We start from the raw sequence: 15,422 nt of genomic DNA on the forward strand, positions 1-15,422 counted from the left end.
GTTAATCTAGTCCTCAGTACCCAACACCAGCTCCACCATCAGATCATCAGCCAGGGTCTCAAGCCCTGCCTGCAGGTCATCCAGCGACAAGCCCACCGGTACGCCCAGCACTGCATCGGCGTGGAACAGCAACTCGCTGCTCATGGGCGCAGGAGAACGTCGGTGATCAAGTGTTCAACGTTGACACCCTGCCCGGCCAGCAAGCGGGTGATGTCGCGCACAATGCCGGGGCGGTCGTTACCGACCAGTTGCATGCTGATCAACTGAGTCGGGGCGGTTGTCTCTATCACGCTTTCAGCCAACAGCATGCGAATGCCATGGGCCGACAGGCGTTCAACGCTTTGATCAGGTCATCGTACTTTTCCGGCTCGACGCCCACCTTGAGGATCCCGGCAAATTGCCCTGCCATGCGCGACATGCGGCTTTCCAGCAAGTTACCGCCCTGCTCGGCAATGCACTGCGCGATACGTTCGACCTGACCCGGTTTGTCGGGAGCAACCAGCGTTACGACGAGATGATCCACGGTCTATTCCTTTTTCTGTGCAGGTGATTTGAAAACGGCGTCGGTCGCACCAGTATAGACAGCCCCGAAGGCAGCCCGTGCACGGTAAATCGTGTACCGTTTGCCACGCTTTATGGAACAATCCCGGGCGCTTTTGGGAACACAATGAATATCATCGTGACCCGATATGAATATCCAGTCGTTTAATGACATATTCAGCGACGTTTTCACGCAACGGCGGCTCATGTAGTATCCAGAATCTCGTACTACATGACACCAAGATCAATAACAGAGCGCTCCCCGAGTGTGCTCGACCCTGCTGAGCAGAGTGAGGCAAGTGCAATGACTGAGTACGTTCAAGTCGGTGACCTGCAAGTCGCCAGAGTCCTGTTCGACTTCGTGCAGAACGAAGCCACACCCGGAACCGGCATCGACGCCACTGCGTTCTGGGCGGGTGCGGACCAACTGATCCACGACCTTGCGCCAAAGAACAAGGCACTGCTCGCCAAACGAGATGAATTGCAGGCGCAGATCGACACGTGGCACCAATCGCGCGCCGGACAGGCTCACGACGCCTCGGCTTACAAAGCCTTCCTTCAGGAGATCGGCTACCTGCTGCCAGAAGCAGCGGACTTCCAGATCACCACACAAAACGTCGATGAAGAAATAGCCACCATGGCCGGACCGCAACTGGTCGTGCCTGTAATGAACGCACGGTTTGCGCTCAATGCTTCAAATGCCCGCTGGGGCTCGCTGTATGACGCGCTCTATGGCACCGATGCCATCAGCGAAGAAGGCGGCGCGGAGAAAGGCAAGGGCTACAACAAGGTGCGTGGCGACAAGGTGATCGCCTTCGCCCGCGCATTCCTCGATCAGGCAGCCCCTTTGGCGGCTGGCTCGCACGTTGATTCGACTGCTTACAAATTGATCGACGGCAGACTGGTCATCAGCCTCAAGGGCGGCAGCAACACGGGCCTGCGCGACGATGCACAACTGGTGGGTTTTCAGGGTGAGGCTTCAGCGCCGTTCGCCGTGCTGCTCAAACACAATGGCCTGCATTTCGAATTGCAGATCGACGCTTCCAGCCCGGTTGGCCAAACCGATGCGGCAGGCGTGAAAGACATCCTCATGGAGGCCGCGCTGACCACCATCATGGATTGCGAAGACTCCATTGCAGCCGTCGACGCCGACGACAAAGTGGTCGTCTACCGCAACTGGCTAGGCCTGATGAAAGGCGACCTGGCGGAATCGGTGTCCAAAGGCGGCGAAACCTTCACCCGCACCATGAACCCGGACCGCGTCTACACCACGCCACAAGGCGGCGAAGTCACGCTGCACGGTCGTTCGCTGCTGTTCATTCGTAACGTAGGTCACTTGATGACCATCGACGCGATTCTCGACAAGCATGGCAAGGAAGTGCCGGAAGGTATTCTCGACGGCCTGCTGACCAGTCTGGCTGCGATCCACAACCTTAACGGCAATACCTCGCGCAGCAACAGCCGCAGCGGCTCGATGTACATCGTCAAACCGAAGATGCACGGGCCGGAGGAAGCCGCGTTTACCAACGAACTGTTCGGGCGTATCGAGCAGGTGCTGGGCTTGCCGGGCAACACATTGAAAGTCGGCATCATGGACGAAGAGCGCCGTACCACGGTCAATCTCAAAGCCTGTATTCAGGCAGCCAGCGAGCGCGTGGTATTCATCAACACCGGCTTCCTCGACCGCACCGGTGACGAAATCCATACCTCGATGGAAGCGGGCCCGGTGGTGCGCAAGGCGCAGATGAAAGCCGAGAAATGGATCAGTGCCTACGAGAACTCCAACGTCGACATCGGCCTGAAATGCGGCCTGCAAGGTCGCGCACAGATCGGCAAAGGCATGTGGGCCATGCCCGACCTGATGGCCGCCATGCTGGAACAGAAAATCGCTCACCCGCTGGCTGGCGCAAACACTGCCTGGGTGCCCTCGCCTACAGCGGCTGCGCTACACGCCCTGCATTACCACAAGGTCGATGTATTCGCTCGCCAGGCCGAACTGGCTCAACGCGAGCAGGCATCGGTGGATGATATTCTGACCATTCCCCTTGCGCCGAACACCGACTGGACGCCCGAAGAAATCCAGAACGAACTGGACAACAACGCACAGGGCATTCTCGGCTACGTGGTGCGCTGGATCGATCAGGGTGTAGGTTGCTCGAAAGTACCGGATATCAACGACATCGGCCTGATGGAAGACCGCGCAACGCTGCGCATCTCAAGCCAGCACATGGCCAACTGGCTGCGTCACGGCGTTGTCAGCGAAGCTCAGGTGCTGGAAAGCTTGAAGCGCATGGCACCGGTCGTGGATCGCCAGAATGCCAATGACCCGCTGTATCGCCCGCTGGCGCCAGACTTCGACAGCAACATTGCCTTCCAGGCAGCCGTCGAACTGGTGATCGAAGGTACGCGACAGCCTAACGGCTATACCGAGCCGGTACTGCATCGTCGCCGTCGTGAGTTCAAGGCCAAAAAAGGAATGTAAGGATTTTAGTCATCGGACCTGAGAGGCAGCTTGCTGCCTCTTCGGGAAGGCGATGAGTAAACATCGCGTTTTTTGTTCGAATACCCCAGATACTTTCCAACTCGCCACATCGTGGAAGCAAAACGAATCCCACCCTATTTGTGGGAAAAAGTCATTCCCGATGTAAGGCGCTTGATCAACATGTGTAAGCCCGATCCTTAATTATAAAAATGTAACTACAAGGTATTTCCGCGCACGACACACAGTGATATCTCTCCCTGCCGCATTAATAAAAGTCATACCCCTATAAAGATCATTCACCGAAATGGCTTCCTTGGTGGGGCTACCCTGCATTTTTCCGTCTCTACGATAACCGCACCGGCGAATTGCTCTCGGAAACCGAGATTCATGATCTGGAGTCGGCAGGTGGGCCAATGTCTTGGGGCGGTGGGTCAGGAATGGCCTATGCCGGAATGATCCTCATCGGGCCGAACGTCTCTGATTGCGTCGGTGATCAACCTGCCATTCCTTGAATCCCCGACGACCTTTCACCCATCCTCGCGCGCACCAAAATAAAAGCGGAACCGAATCCACATATCGACCACCCATCCAGACAGGTACGAAAACCTCCCGTTCAAGCAGGGAAACGTTTCAGGCACCTGCCACAGCTGACTCACCAACGGAAGCAAACCGCGAGTCAGCAACGTAGCCCCCGTTATGCCCCCGAGCAAACACGCCTGCCCCGTGCCGCCCTGGCAGTTTGAAGAAGTGTCGCCTGCAACCTCTTGGCGTCATGGCGACAGCCCTTCAAACACGTTTTACGCACCACCGAATGTGCAGTGTCGATTACTACCACCACCTGTATTGATCTGTCGAACTTGATATCTGAGCCGATGGAGCCCGCTCATGACCTTAAGAATCAATACTCGTTCTGCTACCCCGGTTGTACCTCTGGAAACAGGATCTTCGTCGCAGCCGGCAGTACCGTCTGTCACGGCAAGACCGACTGAGCCTCCGCCAGTCGCCAATCCTGCTGCACCTAAATCAGCGCCAGGTGTTCAGCAAACTCACGGGCTGAAGACGCGCATCGCTGGCAAGCTTTCCGAGCGTCAGACCAATTTCAGTCTCGGTATTCCCGGCACCGGTCGTACTTTAAACCGGCCCTTGCGCAGCGGGATTCCGGAGGAAGGTGAGCACCTATCGAGCGAGGAGAAACACGATCCGTTGCTAAAAGAAGCGCATGAACTGCAGCGCATGGTCGATTCGGCGCTGACCCACCTGAAGGCGGCGCCGACGTCTCTCTGGGAGCGCCCCGCCCCTTCAACGGTAAGGGGTATTACCACCAAGGTTTTTCCGTGGCTAAAGCCTGCCCCGCTACGCGAGGTCGCCAGCAATGGCAGCAACGCCAAGACCAAGGCCGATAAATCACAGCAGAGCCCTGAAACCATCGCAGCGGCGGTGAAAGAGTTGAGCACCCGGCTGGATCATCAGAGCAAGGTGCTCGCCACAGCCACCCTCGCATTGGTCGCTGCGCGCGAGCATCTTGAATCGCTCGAACAGGCCACCCCGCCCACGTCGACCGAACGACTGGACCATGCCAGGGCTCGCGTTCAACAGGCCGACTCCACCACCCGCCTGGCCAGCCAGCAACTTCGGGAGCTGATTCAGGGCACAGAGGTACTGCAACTGGGCGCGCTGAGTGAGGGGCAGGATCAGGTTAAACAGAAAGCCGAGTTCTCTCAGCAGTGGCTGGGCGAGTTGCGCACACGCATGCAGGCGCTGGATGTCCGTTTCGCCGACCGGCACGCTGCCATCGAAATCGAACTGCAACTCAAGGTGGCAGAGACTCGTGAGCTGATTTCACTCGATCACGACATGACCGCGGCCGAGCACACGGCCGCGCACGCCAATACGCAGCTTTCTGCGTTGCGCGCCCAGCGACAGGAGACGCCCGAAGGGTCAGACGAAGCCGCCAGGCTGGACACCGCCATTGGACAGACGCTTGCAACGCGTTCACAGGCCATGCAAACACATCAGCAACTGGCAAAAAGACTGGTGCGGGTCGATGCCGATGTTGCGCGCCTGAACGACGAGCTGGGCGAGATTCATCAGCGAATCGCGATCGTCAATGACGAGCGCTTTGCACTCAAGACACTTGATCAGAAACTGCCCGCATCAGACCAGGTCACCACGCCTGCAGAGGGCGAGGTCCAAGAACGAATCGATAAAACCGCTCTCAAGAACGTCCGCGAGCAGTACCTCGCCAGTCAGATCAGTCAAGCGCACGCTTTTGTAGCAACCGGTGCGGATGAAATTCAAGCGGCCCTGCAACGTATCGGCGATCGCCTGCAAGGCACGCCGCCACCCACATCGCTGCCAGCCTTCGCGGTTATCGAGGTAATAACGTCGGCGCTGGCAGACGTGACGGGCAATGACGCCACACGTGCCAACCGTGTGCTCGACGTACTGAGCCAGCACCCACTGGAACATTGGCCACGCGTTGCCGAAGAAATGTCGAAGTCGGTCAGGACCCGCAGCGCCACAAACAACAGCATTCAGCAGGACACGCTCAACCTCTGTCGAAAACTGGCAACTGTGCCGCGTGGCATGGAAATGCTGCAAGTGCTCTCCAGCGATGGCACTGCACCGATAGTGGCCGAGCGGGCCAAGCCTTTGCGCGTGTTCTGGAATGCCGATGAAGCGCAGCAGAAAGAGCCCGACGGCAAGGTCAAGGCATGGCTGCAAACCGCCAAACAGGTGGCGCGCAGCAAGCTGGATGGAGACGAGAAGTCGTTCGACGATGTTGATCACGCCGCCTTCAACGCGGTTCGTAACGGTTATTTCAGCAACGCTCCCGGCACGCCCTATGCGCAGCATGACCAGCGCCTGAAAAAAGCGACGATGGAATGGGTCATGCGCGCCGTGGCGGCCAATACCCCGGAGCAAGCAACAGCAACTGCCCCAGCGAAAAGCTCGTTACCACGCCGCCTGGTCCCCACGCTGAACAAAACACCCTTTGCTAAATCGACGCTGGATCGGGCCTACTCGGTGGGCGAAAGCATGGGCCTGCAATCGCCCAGAAAGCAGGTTGATCAGGTGATTTCTGCGCGTATCAGCATGCTGGAAGAAACCCTGAAAAACGCCAAGGGTGCACCAGGACTGCAACTTGAAATCTCGGCCGCCCACGCCATGCTCGATCACCTCAAATCTCTGGAAAAGAAAGGCACTCACCTGTCGCAGGTGACGCTTAAAAACCGCGATGGCAAATCGATGCAAAGCCTGCTCAAGGCCCGCGTTCAACAGCAGCGGCTATCACAGATATGGGATAAGCCGGACGCGAACGGCAAGCGCGCAGTCAACGTACTGCACAAAGCTCAGCACATCGAACTGCCGCCGCTGTACAGCGAACTGGCGAACAGCAAGCTGTCGGTCTACGAGGCAATCAATCGCGTGGATGAGCACCTGCGCGAGATATTGCCGCCAGCGCTGCAACCTGCTCAGTCTGTTGAAGAGGTGCTTGATCAGGACTTGAACGCGGCGATAAAACTGCTGAAAACACGGCATTTGAGCGAGAAAAGCGACATTGTGACGTTTTTCAAGCCGTTCATTCTTGAAAGCCGCCTGCGCGACCGGCTTCGGCTGGGCGGCGGAGGCACGCTGGGCGTAGGCTTGCCGTCGCTGCCCTACAGCTTGATATCGCCCATCGTGTCACCGATCTTTTCGGCAGAGAAATCTCGCAGTGACGAAGCGTTTGCCCAGTTGTTCATGCCGATTCTGGGGATGGAAATGTCCTTCGGCAAAGCACGAACCGAAGCCGCCGAGGTCACCATCGGTGTGGCGGCAGGAAGCGCGGTTGCAGAGGGTGTGGGGATACAGGCTGCGCTCACTGGCCGCTTTACCGCTCAGGAAACCCAAACCAGCTCGACCCTCATGCGCTTTTTCCGCACCCGTCACAAGGACGATGAAATGCGCGGCAACATGCTGACCGCGCTGGACAGCATGGTGCGCTGGGACATCATCGACCCGCAAAAGGGCCAGCGCTACGCCGGGCCGCTGGAAGCCATACTGGCGCGTAACCCGGAGGTCTCTGTCAGCCAGATAGATGCGACGTCCAGCACCCGGAACGTCGCGGCGCGTGTGGCATTGCGCGTCCCGGCGGTACGTTTCAAGGATGGCGCAAGCGATGCCTCTCAAACCCTGACGCCGGAACCTTCGGTGTACGTCGAAGCGGATCGAATCAAGGAAACACGCACGGAAACCGGCGGATTCATCAGCGTTGTCGGCGCCAAGGGTGACACTGCTCAGCAACGGGCGGGGGTCACCGCCAACCTGAACTTCGCGCCGATTGCCAGCTCGGCCACGTCAGTAGAAAAAGGTGCCAACCATGGGGTTCAGGGTCAGGGGCTGGGTTTGCAACTGGGCATGTCCCGAGACCTGGCCTGGGCGCTGGAAAAGAACGAAATATCGCCCTTCCTGATTGGCGACAAACAGGACGCCGATCTGGACCGGCACTACTCCACGCCGCGCGACATGCAGGCCGAAATCACCGCCAACCGCGATCTGTGGTTGATGCGTTGCATCGAAACACTGGAGCCGGATGAGACAGGCAACAAAAACACCCCCGACAACCGCCTGCGCGCGGCTATACACCTTGACGCTTTCGAGGCGACAATCAAACGTCTGGGCAAGGACAGCAAGTATTGCCAGTACAACGTCAATTACTCGATGAAGGGCCGGGCAGGCGCCGAAATAGACGGCTATCGCGGCATTCAGGCTGTGGCTTTGCAGCGCGGGGATGTGCAGGCAGCGGAGAAGGCCCAGCAGGCCATTGACGATATTTTGCTGACCAAAGAAACCTGGCGACCACTGATGTTGATCGTTCGTGAACGGGCACGGGACTCAACCGTTGTCGGCTGGCGTAACCTGCTGCGTTGGCAGAAGCTCTCCAATATCGACGGTCAGCGCACTGCAGCGCAGTTTCCGCCGCCATGAAAACGGGGATCGACACGCTGGTCATTCAACTGTACGACTAACGCGTCAATTCATTCCCAGCTCACGCTTTACCAGCTTCACCAGCTGCTTGGTGTTAAGCGGCTTGAGCAGGAAGTCCACCACGTTCAAGTGCATGGCATCGATGGCATCGCGCACGTTGGCATCGCCGGAGACGATAATGATCGGCAGTTCGGCGCGATCCGACTCCCTTACCTTGCGGATCAGGTCCAGCCCGTCGAAAGGTGCCATGCGCAAATCGGTAATCAGCAGTCCGATGGACTGACGCGTCTGGATCATTTCGAGCGCGCTGTCGCCACCGGGTGCGGTCATGCAACTGATGTCATTGAGGCTCAGAATTTCGGCCAGCAGCTCGCGCGCGTCGCTGTCGTCATCGACGATCAGAACTCGTTGCGGTGCGTCACGGGCGGGCGTGAGCATGACCTCATGGAGGGCATTGCGCTCTTCATCGCTCAAAATGTCGTGGTCAATCATTGCAGTCTCATCATTCCCTGAACTAATCCGACAGCAGATATGGATAAATCTGCGATGCATTTCGTCGGCATCCTGGCCAGTCTTCGCTCGCAATCCATTGCGTTCGTCAAATCAGTTACGCCGCAGCAGGCACGGCACTGTCACTCGGTTCAAGCGTAAGACTTACGTCCAATGGGCACCTGGCTGCAAGCGGCCGACCATGAGCACCAATAACAAGAACGCGGAACAGGCCATGAGCAAGGCAGATGCTTTCACCCAGGCAGGCAAGACAGCCGTGCTACAGAACATACACGGCACCATGCAGTTTCTGCAAAAATTCCCGCCTTTCAACCAGATGGAAAACGCGCATCTGGCGTACCTTGTAGAGCAGTGTCAGCTCCGGTTCTATGCTGCGGATGAAAGCATCATCAAGCCTGGCGATGGCCCGGTAGAGCACTTTTACATCGTCAAGCAGGGGCGAATCGTCGGTGAACGTCCGCATTCTGCCAAAGGCGGCACAGAAACAACATTTGAAATTACCACTGGCGAGTGTTTTCCACTTGCGGCCCTGCTGGGCGAGCGTGCCACTCGCACTGAACACCTGGCTGCAGAAGACACCTTCTGCCTGCAATTGAACAAGCAGGCGTTCATCAAGCTATTCGCGCTTTCCACAACGTTTCGCGACTTTGCCCTGCGTGGTGTCAGCAGCCTGCTGGATCAGGTCAATCAGCAGGTCCAGCAGCGCGCCGCTGAAACCCTGGGCACGCAGTATTCCCTGAATACACGTCTGGGCGAACTGGCCATGCGTCACCCGGTGATGTGCAGCCCTGAAACACCCATGCGCGACGCGGTGAAACTGATGCATGAACAGCAGGTAGGCAGCATCGTGATTGTCGACGAGCAGCAGGCCCCGCTGGGGATTTTTACCCTGCGCGACCTGCGTGAGGCAGTTGCCGATGTGAATGCCGATTTCAGCGCGCCGGTCAGACGCACCATGAGCCTGTCGCCGTTCCATCTGAGCCCGGACGCCAGCGCATTCGACGCGGCCATCGCCATGACCGGACGTCACATCGCCCACGTGTGCCTGGTCAGAGACGGGCGATTGTGTGGCGTGGTATCGGAGCGCGATTTGTTTTCCTTGCAACGGGTCGACCTGGTCCACCTGGCACGGACCATCCGCAATGCGCCGCGTATCGAGGCGCTCGCCGGTTTGAGGGGCGATATCATCCAGTTGGTCGACCGCATGCTGGCCCATGGTGCCTCTTCGACCCAGATAACCCAGATCATTACCCTGCTCAATGACCACACCGTGTGCCGCGTGATCGAGCTGACGCTTGCAGAAAATGGCGACCCCGGCATTGCATTCAGCTGGCTGTGCTTTGGTAGCGAAGGCCGTCGCGAGCAGACGCTGCATACCGATCAGGACAACGGCATTCTGTTTGAAGCCAGCGATGCGGCGGAGGCAGAGCAGATCCGCACGTTATTGTTGCCGATTGCCGAACGTATCAATCAGAGCCTGGCACAGTGCGGTTTTACCCTGTGCAAGGGCAACATCATGGCCGGCAATCCCGACCTGTGCCTGTCCCGGCTTGAGTGGTCACAGCGCTTTGCAGCCTTTATTCGCGAGGCAACTCCGGAGAACCTGCTGGCATCGAGTATCTATTTCGATCTGCGCGTGGTCTGGGGCGATGAGAGCGGCGGCGAGCAACTGCGCCGCGGCATTCTTGATCAGGTAGCAGACAACAAGCTGTTCCAGCGCATGATGGCCGAGAACGCACTGCGCCAAAGGCCGCCGGTGGGCCGCTTCAAGGATTTCGTCCTGGCGCGCAAAGGCAGCGAAAAAGACACCCTGGACCTCAAGACCGAAGGCCTGACGCCCTTTGTCGACGGTGCGCGCCTGCTGGCGCTTGCCAATGGTGTCGGCGTCAACAATACCCAGGAACGCCTGCGCCAACTGGTCGAACGTGAAGTCATCGACCCCCTGGATGGCGCTGCGTATGAAGAGGCGTACCACTTCATTCAGCAGACACGCATGCAGCAACATCAATTGCAAAGCCGCCAGAACCTTCCTTACTCCAACCGCATCGACCCTGACACGCTCAACCATCTGGACAGACGCATTCTGCGCGAATCGTTTCGCCAGGCGCAGCGGCTGCAAACCAGCCTGACCCTGCGTTATCAACTATGAACCTGTTCGAATGGCTCAAGCCGCGCGCGAAAAAGACACCCTTGCAAGCGCATCAACTGGATCGCCTCAAAAAGCTGCCGGTCTGCGCGAACCTCAGCGACAAGCCTTTGCGCCAACAGCGCTGGGTCGTGCTGGACCTTGAAACCAGCGGCTTGAACATGAACCGCGATCAAGTGCTGTCCATCGGTGCGGTCGTAATTGAAGACGGTGCCATCGATCTGGGTCAACAGTTCGAGCGTACGCTGTTGCGCGTCGACCACAAGGTCAGCCCGGCCGTGCTTATTCATGGTTTGGCGCCCAGTGCGATTGCCGCGGGCAGCGAGCCGGCCGAGGCGTTGCTGGATTTCATGGAGTTCGTCGGCGAAAGCCCGATTCTGGGTTTTCATGCGCCGTTCGATCAGCACATGCTGTCGCGCGCACTGAAAGAAAGCCTGGACTACCGCTTGCGGCATCCGTTTTTCGATGCCGCAGAAATAGCCCCGATGCTCTGTGAACAAGCCAACCTGCGTCACGCAGGGCTGGACGACTGGACGCAGTTTTTTGGCCTGCATGCCGAAGAGCGTCACAACGCCAGCGCTGATGCACTGGTCACCGCAGAGCTGGCGCTGATCCTGTTCAGCCACGCCCGTCGTCAGCAGATCGACAGCCCGCGGCTACTGGAGGAGCGACTCGGGCAATGGCGCAGACGCAAGCAATCGCACTCGTTTTGACTGCGACCTGCACTTAGCTCTGGGAAATGGTCTTGGCGATTACATCCACCGTCGCGTCGACCTGCTCGCGGTAACGCTTGAGCTCGACCCTGTGCAATTGCTCAAGCTCGATTTGCTGCGAACAGAGGTTCAGCGCAGCCAGAACCAGCAGACGGTCACCGATCAACGTCGGGTATTTGCGCTTGGTGTCGGCCAGCGACGCGTTGAGCATCGCCGCGGCCTTCATGAGGGTCAGGTCTTCACCGGCAGGGGCTTTGACCGAGTACTCATTACCCAGAATGGTGAGAACGGTTACACCGTTGCCATCGACGTTCATGCGCCAACAGCGCTTGCGCTGGTCGCGCGATCAACCAGTGCCTGGATACGGGCGGCGGTGCTGCCCTGCTTCTCTTCCTGCTCCATCAGGCTCAGTTGCAAGTTCTCGTTCTCGTCCTTGGCTTTTGCCAGCTCGGCACCGAGCTGTGCATTTGTGTCTTGAAGGGCCTGGTTCTGTTGCACCAGATCACCGACAAGTTGTTCCAATTGGCTAAGGGAGGCTTCCAACATTTTGATTTCTCAAGCAAATTTCAACGGGCGCGTACGATAAAGAAAAGTCGCTGCGCATGCCAGCGCTCAGGCTTTGATACTGATCTGTCATGACGTTGACATGTCCATAACGTAGACGCGTAGGGGGCTTGTGACTACGTATTCGGAATCCGGTTCCTGCTGTTCGTCAGACCGCCCAGAACTGCGACAAATGCGCGCAGCCAATGGGCAAACTGACATCACCCTAGCCCCCCCTCAACCCAGCCTTTTCAAGGGTTTGCGCGAATGTCAGCCATATCCAAAGATAACCGTCAGTAATAAGTCGTCAATATTTAGTGCCTGCTGACTCAAGACGTTAGTCGCATGACCGATAGGCAGCCATTCACTGCATTCCCTTCACCGTTAAATCGCATGAATTGCGTACCTGACCCTGGAAGCTTTCTATGTCCCTGCGAAATATGAACATCGCGCCCCGAGCGTTTCTTGGATTTGCCATTATCGGCACACTCATGTTGGTTCTGGGTGTATTTGCACTGTCTCAGATGAGCAAGATCCGTGGCGCCACTGAAGTGCTGGCCGATAACAATGTGCCGAGCATCAAGAGCCTTGACCGATTCGCTGAAGTCAGCATTCGTTTGCGCGTTCTGTCCTATCGATTGCTGGTCAACCGCGACCCGGAAACCCAGCAGAAAACCATCGAGTTGATGGCGATGCGCAACAAGCAGATCACTGACGCTCAGGCGATTTACGAGAAGCTCATCAGCGATCCCGACGAGCGCAATCTTTACAGCCAGTACGTACAACTGCTGGGACAATATCGCCAGCTTGAAGAGCGCCTGAAGACCCTGACTCGCGCCAACAAGATCGATGAATTGCAGGGCCTGCTCAATAACGAAATGCTCAACAACTCCGACCAGATGAATGTTGTGCTCAGCAAACTGGTGGAGTTCAACACGGCTCAGTTGAACCAGGTGAAGAAGGATGCGTCCAGCGAGTACGATTCGGCATTCAATCTGGTCGTCGGACTGTTGATAGCTGCCACCCTGTTGACCATCGTGTTTGCCTGGATGCTGATCAAAAGTATTACCACGCCGATTGCCACGGCTCTGCATGCAGCGGAAACCATCGCACAAGGCAACCTGACCCGGCCGATCCAGATCGACGGTACCGATGAAGCCGGTCGTTTGCTGCTGGCCATGAAAACCATGCAGGACAAGCTGCGCGATACGTTGCAGGGAATTTCCGGTTCGGCCACGCAACTGGCCTCGGCTGCTGAAGAGCTCAATGCTGTCACCGACGAAAGCGCACGCGGGCTGGTGCAGCAGAATAACGAAATAGAGCAGGCTGCAACCGCGGTCAACGAGATGACCAGCGCCGTGGAAGAAGTCGCGCGCAATGCCGTCAGCACGTCACAAGCGTCTCGCAATGCTGCGACATCTGCTGGCGACGGTCGTGATCTGGTTCAGGAAACCGTCAGCGCCATCGAACGCATGAGCGGCGATGTGAAAGGTACGGCTGAACTGATCATCAATCTGGCCAGTGAATCGCGTGATATCGGTAAGGTGCTGGACGTGATTCGCGGCCTGGCAGACCAGACCAATCTGCTCGCCCTCAACGCCGCCATCGAGGCTGCACGCGCTGGTGAAGCCGGGCGTGGCTTTGCTGTAGTCGCCGACGAAGTCCGCGCCCTGGCGCACCGCACGCAGCAATCGACCAGTGAAATCGAACGCATGATCGGTAGCATTCAGAGCGGTACAGAGCAGGCAGTGAGTTCGATGCGCAACAGCACCGAACGCGCCGAATCGACGTTGAACATCGCCAAAGGCGCGGGCTTGGCGCTGAACACCATCAACGTTGCAGTCGAAGAGATCAACGAACGCAACATGGTCATCGCCAGTGCTGCCGAAGAGCAGGCGCAAGTCGCTCGCGAAGTGGACCGCAACCTGGTCAACATCCGCGACCTGTCTGCACAATCCACCACCGGCGCCAATCAGACCAGCGCGGCCAGCACCGAGCTATCCCGCCTGGCCGTGGACCTCAACAGCATGGTGTCGCGCTTCGCACTGTAAACACGCGAAAACCCAGCTGGCGTGCCGGCGCTCCGCGTCAGTACGCCGTTCTGGACGCTCCGCGTCCTCTTGTGGCGTAGGGCGACTAAAGCCTCACACTCGCAAACGTCGATTCATTACGCGCCTGACTCAACGCCGACATCGGTCCGGACAATGGGGCGAGCACCATTGCCTGCGGGATCGGCATCATGGCGACCTGTTGCGCGGTGTTGGAACCCACGCGCTCGTCACGCGGCGGAATGCCGAAGTATTCGCGGTAGCATTTGGAGAAGTGTGGCGTCGATACGAAGCCGCACACCGACGCCACTTCGATGATCGACATCGGTGTCTGCTTGAGCAGTTGCCGGGCGCGGATCAGGCGCAGTTTCAGGTAGTAGCGCGACGGCGAGCAGTGCAGGTATTTCTGGAACAGTCGCTCCAGCTGCCTGCGCGACACGGCGACGTACACCGCCAGCTCGTCAAGGTCGATCGGCTCTTCAAGATTGGCCTCCATCAACGCCACAATTTCCTGCAGCTTTGGCTGATTGGTACCCAGCATGTGCTTGAGCGGCACGCGCTGATGATCCTGTTCGTTGCGAATGCGTTCGTAGACGAACATCTCGGAAATCGCGGCAGACAATTCACGACCATGATCGCGACTGATCAGGTGCAGCATCATGTCCAATGGCGCCGTGCCACCCGAGCTGGTGAAGCGGTTGCGGTCCAGGGTAAACAGCCGGGTGCTCATCGACACGCGTGGAAAGGCTTCCTGCATTGAAGCCAGACACTCCCAATGCACACTGCAATCGAAGCCATCCAGCAAGCCGGCACACGCCAGCGCCCAACTGCCGGTGCACACCGCGCCGAGGCGACGTGACTGACGCGCCTGGCTCTGCAGCCAGCTCACGTGTTCACGCGTCACGGTGCGCTGAATGCCGACACCACCACAGACGATGACGGTATCGAGTGCCGGAGCCTTGTGCATGGCGGCATCCGGTGTGATCTGCAAACCGTCACTGGCCCACACCTGACCGCCGTCCACGCTCAGCGTGGTCCAGCGATACAACTCGCGGCCCGACAGCTGGTTAGCCATGCGAAGAGGTTCTACCGCCGATGCGAGGGAGATCAGGGTGAAGTTATCCAGCAGCAGAAAGCCGATGGATTGTGGCGCGCGGTTCTGAGGTTGGGCCCCTTGATTGAACGATGTCATCACACTATCTCCTCACATATGGCATTGGTTGGCCCCAGGACAGGCTCTTCTTATAGCCCTCTTCATTGATGGGCTTTGTGATGACATCGCAAATCCCATGCCGGAAATTGATCAGCCATTCAACAACACCTGAAAACGACGTCGCGAAGTGTCTATCCAGCAGCGACCCGAGTGTCTGTTTGCGACGCCAAGGCGCGCTGGCTGCACTCCTGATGAGCAATTCGGTAGCACGCGGGGAAACGTCATGGGGCTAGACGTGCCCCAAGTGCTACTCAAG

Annotated in this window: 9 protein-coding genes and 3 pseudogenes; 7 read left to right on the forward strand and 5 right to left on the reverse strand. The window is 58.0% G+C overall.

Annotated features, from left to right (window positions below; translation table 11 throughout):
- Positions 1 to 6: 6 nt before the first annotated feature.
- Positions 7 to 523, reverse strand: a pseudogene (locus AC4ANK_RS26520) (glycine cleavage system transcriptional repressor).
- Positions 524 to 844: 321 nt separating this feature from the next.
- On the opposite strand from AC4ANK_RS26520, the gene AC4ANK_RS26525 reads away from it, so the two are divergent.
- The 3 genes and pseudogenes from AC4ANK_RS26525 to AC4ANK_RS26535 all read left to right on the forward strand — a co-directional run bounded on the left by AC4ANK_RS26525 (position 845) and on the right by AC4ANK_RS26535 (position 7,993).
- Complete coding sequence (locus tag AC4ANK_RS26525; RefSeq protein ID WP_002555587.1) at positions 845 to 3,022, forward strand: malate synthase G; 2,178 nt, start codon at positions 845 to 847, stop codon at positions 3,020 to 3,022.
- Between the two features lie 272 nt (positions 3,023 to 3,294).
- Positions 3,295 to 3,534, forward strand: a pseudogene (locus AC4ANK_RS26530) (hypothetical protein); the annotation flags it as partial.
- Positions 3,535 to 4,255: 721 nt separating this feature from the next.
- Positions 4,256 to 7,993, forward strand: coding sequence for a coiled-coil domain-containing protein (locus AC4ANK_RS26535; protein WP_170947354.1), 3,738 nt, complete (start codon positions 4,256 to 4,258; stop codon positions 7,991 to 7,993).
- Between the two features lie 45 nt (positions 7,994 to 8,038).
- On the opposite strand, the gene AC4ANK_RS26540 is transcribed toward AC4ANK_RS26535, so the two are convergent.
- A complete protein-coding gene (locus tag AC4ANK_RS26540) occupies positions 8,039 to 8,485 on the reverse strand; it encodes a response regulator (protein ID WP_002555590.1) in 447 nt (148 codons plus the stop codon).
- A gap of 232 nt (positions 8,486 to 8,717) precedes the next feature.
- Here AC4ANK_RS26540 and AC4ANK_RS26545 point away from each other — a divergent pair, with 232 nt between their 5' ends.
- Both AC4ANK_RS26545 and AC4ANK_RS26550 read left to right on the forward strand, forming a co-directional pair.
- Complete coding sequence (locus tag AC4ANK_RS26545; protein ID WP_002555592.1) at positions 8,718 to 10,652, forward strand: putative nucleotidyltransferase substrate binding domain-containing protein; 1,935 nt, start codon at positions 8,718 to 8,720, stop codon at positions 10,650 to 10,652.
- Entirely contained in the window at positions 10,649 to 11,362 is a 714-nt protein-coding gene (locus AC4ANK_RS26550; RefSeq protein ID WP_002555593.1) for a 3'-5' exonuclease, read from the forward strand. Before AC4ANK_RS26545 ends, AC4ANK_RS26550 begins: the two co-directional genes overlap by 4 nt.
- Before the next feature lie 13 nt (positions 11,363 to 11,375).
- Here the strand turns inward: AC4ANK_RS26550 and AC4ANK_RS26555 are convergent, their stop codons facing one another.
- Together AC4ANK_RS26555 and AC4ANK_RS26560 are read right to left on the reverse strand one after the other, a co-directional pair.
- Complete coding sequence (locus AC4ANK_RS26555; protein WP_002555594.1) at positions 11,376 to 11,678, reverse strand: cell division protein ZapA; 303 nt, start codon at positions 11,676 to 11,678, stop codon at positions 11,376 to 11,378.
- A complete protein-coding gene (locus AC4ANK_RS26560; protein WP_002555595.1) occupies positions 11,675 to 11,908 on the reverse strand; it encodes a hypothetical protein in 234 nt (77 codons plus the stop codon). Before AC4ANK_RS26560 ends, AC4ANK_RS26555 begins: the two co-directional genes overlap by 4 nt.
- Positions 11,909 to 12,396: 488 nt before the next feature.
- On the opposite strand from AC4ANK_RS26560, the pseudogene AC4ANK_RS26565 reads away from it, so the two are divergent.
- Together AC4ANK_RS26565 and AC4ANK_RS26570 are read left to right on the forward strand one after the other, a co-directional pair.
- Positions 12,397 to 12,825: pseudogene (locus tag AC4ANK_RS26565) on the forward strand (MCP four helix bundle domain-containing protein); the annotation flags it as partial.
- A complete protein-coding gene (locus AC4ANK_RS26570; protein WP_404940567.1) occupies positions 12,826 to 13,956 on the forward strand; it encodes a methyl-accepting chemotaxis protein in 1,131 nt (376 codons plus the stop codon).
- 85 nt (positions 13,957 to 14,041) lie between these two features.
- Here AC4ANK_RS26570 and gbdR read toward each other — a convergent pair whose 3' ends face one another.
- Positions 14,042 to 15,145, reverse strand: a complete 1,104-nt coding sequence (gene gbdR, locus AC4ANK_RS26575; RefSeq protein ID WP_002555597.1) for a choline metabolism transcriptional regulator GbdR — start codon at positions 15,143 to 15,145, stop codon at positions 14,042 to 14,044.
- Positions 15,146 to 15,422: the final 277 nt, after the last annotated feature.

The sequence above is a fragment of the Pseudomonas sp. Pmew2 genome, assembly GCF_058129885.1.